A 4180-nucleotide genomic window follows, 5' to 3' on the forward strand; every position below is an offset into this window, starting at 1 on the left:
TAGGCGTCCATGTCGGTGATCGGCTTGCGCGCCACGCCCGTGTCCATCGCCGCCTGGGCGACAAACGGCGGGATGTATGAGAGCAGGCGCGGGTCGAACGGCGTCGGGATGATGTACTTCGGCCCGAACTTGAGCTGGACGCCGTGGTAGGCGGCGATCACCTCGTCCGGCACGTCCTCGCGGGCGAGCTGCGCCAGGGCGTTCGCCGTCGCGATCTTCATCTGCATGTTGATGCGCCGGGCCCGCACGTCGAGCGCCCCGCGGAACAGGTAGGGGAAGGCCAGGACGTTGTTGACCTGGTTCGGATAGTCGCTGCGCCCCGTGGCCACGATGGCGTCGGGACGGACGCTGTAGACCTCTTCCGGCGTGATTTCCGGGTCCGGGTTGGCCATCGCGAAGATGATCGGCTGCGGCTTCATGGTCTGCACGAGGTCAGGCGTCAGGGCGCCCTTGGCCGACACGCCGATGAAGACGTCGGCGTCCACCAGCGCTTCGGCCAGGGTGCGCTTGTCGGTGTCGATAGCGTGGGCCGACTTCCACTGGTTCATGTCCTCGGCGCGGCCGCGGTAGAGGACGCCCTTGCGGTCCACCGCCGTGACATTCTCGTGCTTCACGCCCATCGCCTTGATGAGCTCCAGCGTCGCGATGCCGGCGGCGCCCGGCCCGTTCAGCACCACCTTGATCTCATCCAGCTTGCGGCCCGTGATCTCGCAGGCGTTGATCAGGCCGGCGGAGCAGATGATCGCGGTTCCGTGCTGGTCGTCGTGGAAGACGGGGATGTCCAGCAGCTCCTGCAGCTCGGTCTCGATGCGGAAGCAGTCCGGCGAGCGGATGTCCTCGAGGTTGATGCCGCCGTAGGTGACGCCGATGTTCTTGACGACGGTGATGATCTCGTCGGGGTCGGTGCAGGACATCTCCACGTCGATGGCGTCGACGTCGGCGAAGCGCTTGAAGAGGACGCCCTTGCCCTCCATCACCGGCTTCGACGCAAGGGCGCCCAGGTTGCCCAGGCCCAGGATCGCGGTGCCGTTCGAGATCACCGCCACCAGGTTGCCCTTGGACGTGTAGTCGTAGGCCAGCTCGGGGTCCTTGGCGATCGCCAGCACCGGCACGGCGACGCCGGGCGAATAGGCCAGGCTGAGGTCCCGCTGGGTCCCCATCGGCTTCGTCGCCGTCACGCCGATCTTCCCGGGGGTCGGGTAGCGGTGGAAGCTCAGCGCCTCTTCGTCGGTGAAGGTGCGTTTTTCGACCTGATCCATATGCGCGCGGCCCCGTCCCCTTGGGCAAATCCCTGGAAATGAAGCGGCCAACCTATAGGCCGAGTGCGACAGGGACAACGCTTGCTGCGGCGGTGGGTCGCGCTAGGTCAACCTTGGCCGGCGGAACCATCGGCGCGGCCGTGGGTTGTGAGGAGCCGGGCTTGGGGGCGCGCATATGGGAGCATGCAAGCCTATGGACAAACGCCTTGCCTTCGCCGCCGCCGCGGTTCTGGCCCTGAGCACCGCGCCGGCCCTGGCGCAGACACCGTCTTCGACCACCTCCGCCACGCCGGCTACGCGCGCCACGCCCGCGACCCCGGCGGACCCGGGCGTATCGCCCGCGACGCCCGCCACCCGCGCGAGCCCGGCCACCCCGCCGTCGTCGACTTCGGCCGATGATCCGGCTGACAGCTCCGACACCTCGGCCACGACCAGCGCGACCAGTTCTGCGAGCACGACGACGCCCAGCGCGAGCGCCGCGGGCGCCGACGTCAGCGTCACCACCGGCATGGACGTGAAGGACAACACCGGCGCCACCATCGGCAAGGTGTCGGAGGTGAAGACCGGCGCCGACGGCAAGAAGACCGCCACCATCAAGATGGGCGCCGACACCTTCGCCGTGGACACCTCGGCCCTCGCCGTCGCCAACGGCTCGGCCTCGGTCAACGCCACCCAGGCCGAGATCAAGGGCATGCTGAAGAAGAAGTAGTCTCCTCGGCGACGCCAACGAAGGGGGCGGTCCTCGGGCCGCCCTTTTTGCTGCGCGCTATCCCGCGCCGCAGATCAACGTCACGGCGGCGCGGCCGATGGCCTTCAGCTCGGCCTCGCTCGCCCCCGTCCGCGCCCGCACCGCCAGGGTGTGGAAGGTTCCGCTGGCGAGGGGCGCGGCGACCTCGGGCGTCACACCCGCCACAAGCTCGCCTGTGCTGCGCTCGAAGCGCTCGCGGAAGAGGCGGTCGGTCTGGGCGACATAGGCGGCCAGCAGCTCGCGCGCGGCCGAGTCCTCCACCGCCAGGGTGGTCGCCGTGCCGACTAGGAAGCACCCCCGCTGTCCTTCGTCCCCGGCGCGGTAGATGTCGACGGTGCGGTCGAAGACCATCCCCAGGATCTGGCGAAGCGGCATCTCCGTCGCCAGCGCCGCCCCGAGCGCAGCCGTCGCCTCGGCACGCGAGCGCTCCAGGGCCGCCATGTACAGCGCGTGCTTGTCGCCAAAGGCCGCGTAGAGGCTGGGCCGGTTCAGCCCGGTGGCGAGCGCCAGGTCGTCCAGTGACGTGGCGGCGTAGCCCCGGTTCCAGAAGACCGCCCGCGCCTTGTCCAGCACCTCATCCGGATCGAAGGAGCGGGGCCGTCCCCTGGCGCGCGCCTCTTTCTGTACCATTTCGCAAAGAATCCTTGACCGCCGCTATTTTGTGCGAAACGGTACGAATATAGCAAGCGCCTCAGGGAGGACCCCATGGACATCTATTTCTCGCCGCTCGCCTGCTCGTTGGCCAGCCGGATCACGCTGTATGAAAGCGGCCAGGAGGCGACCTTCCAGCGCGTGGACACCAAGGCGGGCCGTACGGCGTCGGGCGAGGACTATCGCGGGATCAATCCGAAGGGCTTGGTTCCCGCGCTCCGCACCGACGACGGCGCGGTGCTGACCGAGAACGCGGCGATCCTGCAGTACCTGGCCGACCGCAAGCCCGAAGCCGGCCTCGCGCCCCAGGGCTTCCCCCGCTACCAGCTCCAGCAGTGGCTTAGCTTCATCGGCTCCGAGCTGCACAAGACCGTCTTCACACCGCTGCTTTCGCCGACCTGGCCGGCCGAGGGGAAGGCGAAGGCCAGGGAGGACGCCGCCTCGCGGTTCGCCTACCTCAACGACCACCTGACCGGCCGCGAGTGGCTGCTGGACGACTTCAGCGTCGCCGACGCCTACCTGGCGGCCGTGCTCAACTGGAACATGGCCGTGAAGTTCGACCTGACCCCCTACCCCGCGATCCAGGCGTACCAGCAACGCCTCGCCGCCCGCCCGGCCGTCGGCAAGGCCATGCAGGAGGAGTTCGCGTTGTTCCAGCCGGCATAGCGGCCACCCCACGCACCTTCTCCCCTTGCGGGAGAAGGCGGCCTGCACAGCCGGTCGGATTAGGGGTCGCACTCCGCCGCCGACCTGATGGCCGCTATTGAAACGAAGAAGGGGTCGCCGGACATGCCGTGCGACCCCTCATCCGTCAGCCTTCGGCCGACACCTTCTCCCGCAAGGGGAGAACGATGCTCCGGCCTCTTAGGCCAGCATGTCCTTCACGGTGTCGCGCTCGCTCACCAGCTCGTCGTTGGTGATCTTGATCTTCGACTTGGCGAAGTCGTCCATCTCGTAGCTGGTGATGACCTCGTAAGCGCCGGGGGCGGTGGTCTTCACCGGCATGCCGGCCCAGACGTTCGGGTCGAAGCCGTAGCGGCCCTCCGACTTCACGGCCACCGAATGGATGGCGCCCGGAGTGACCAGGTCGTGGACATGGTCGATCAGGGCGTTGGCCGCCGAGGCCGCCGACGACAGGCCGCGGGCTTCGATGATCGCCGCGCCGCGCTTGCCGACCGTCGGCAGGTACTCGTTGTCGAGCCAGGCCCGGTCGGTGATGACGTCGGTCACGGCCTTGCCGCCGATCTTGGCGTGGGTGAAGTCGGCGAACATCGTCGGGCTGTGGTTGCCGTAGATGAAGAGGTCGCTGACCTCGTTGATCGACACGCCGGCCTTCTGGGCCAGTTGGGCGCGGCCGCGGTTCTCGTCCAGGCGCACCATGGCGGTGAAGCGGTCGGCCGGCAGGCGCTTGGCCTGGTTGGCGGCGATCATCACGTTGGTGTTGCAGGGGTTGCCCACCACCGCCACGCGGGCGTCGTCGGCGGCCACCTTGTCGATCGACTGGCCCTGGGCGATGAAGATC

At 68.3% G+C, this 4180-nt stretch carries 5 protein-coding genes; 2 read left to right on the forward strand and 3 right to left on the reverse strand.

Annotation, left to right across the window (positions count from 1 at the left end):
• Positions 1–1259: malic enzyme-like NAD(P)-binding protein (locus Q0L11_RS14950; RefSeq protein WP_296598262.1), on the reverse strand; the 1259-nt coding region annotated here is incomplete at its 3' end.
• A gap of 193 nt (positions 1260–1452) precedes the next feature.
• Between Q0L11_RS14950 and Q0L11_RS14955 the strand changes: the two genes are divergently transcribed.
• Positions 1453–1968 carry a hypothetical protein gene (locus tag Q0L11_RS14955; protein ID WP_296598264.1) on the forward strand — a complete coding sequence of 172 codons (516 nt, stop codon included), beginning with the start codon at positions 1453–1455 and terminating at the stop codon, positions 1966–1968.
• A 57-nt stretch (positions 1969–2025) separates the two neighbouring features.
• Here the strand turns inward: Q0L11_RS14955 and Q0L11_RS14960 are convergent, their stop codons facing one another.
• Complete coding sequence (locus tag Q0L11_RS14960; protein WP_296598265.1) at positions 2026–2637, reverse strand: TetR/AcrR family transcriptional regulator; 612 nt, start codon at positions 2635–2637, stop codon at positions 2026–2028.
• A gap of 75 nt (positions 2638–2712) precedes the next feature.
• On the opposite strand from Q0L11_RS14960, the gene Q0L11_RS14965 reads away from it, so the two are divergent.
• A complete protein-coding gene (locus tag Q0L11_RS14965; RefSeq protein WP_296598267.1) occupies positions 2713–3324 on the forward strand; it encodes a glutathione binding-like protein in 612 nt (203 codons plus the stop codon).
• 198 nt (positions 3325–3522) lie between these two features.
• Here Q0L11_RS14965 and Q0L11_RS14970 read toward each other — a convergent pair.
• Positions 3523–4180: malate dehydrogenase (locus tag Q0L11_RS14970; RefSeq protein ID WP_296598268.1), on the reverse strand; the 658-nt coding region annotated here is incomplete at its 5' end.

The organism is Phenylobacterium sp. (assembly GCF_024508875.1).
In the GTDB taxonomy this organism is placed as follows: Bacteria; Pseudomonadota; Alphaproteobacteria; order Caulobacterales; family Caulobacteraceae; genus Phenylobacterium.

Bases quoted from the DNA above. Each gene is read 5' to 3' on its own strand.
- Q0L11_RS14955 (WP_296598264.1), top strand. From the start codon at position 1,453: ATGGACAAACGCCTTGCCTTCGCCGCCGCCGCGGTTCTGGCCCTGAGC.
- Q0L11_RS14960 (WP_296598265.1), bottom strand. From the start codon at position 2,637: ATGGTACAGAAAGAGGCGCGCGCCAGGGGACGGCCCCGCTCCTTCGAT.
- Q0L11_RS14965 (WP_296598267.1), top strand. From the start codon at position 2,713: ATGGACATCTATTTCTCGCCGCTCGCCTGCTCGTTGGCCAGCCGGATC.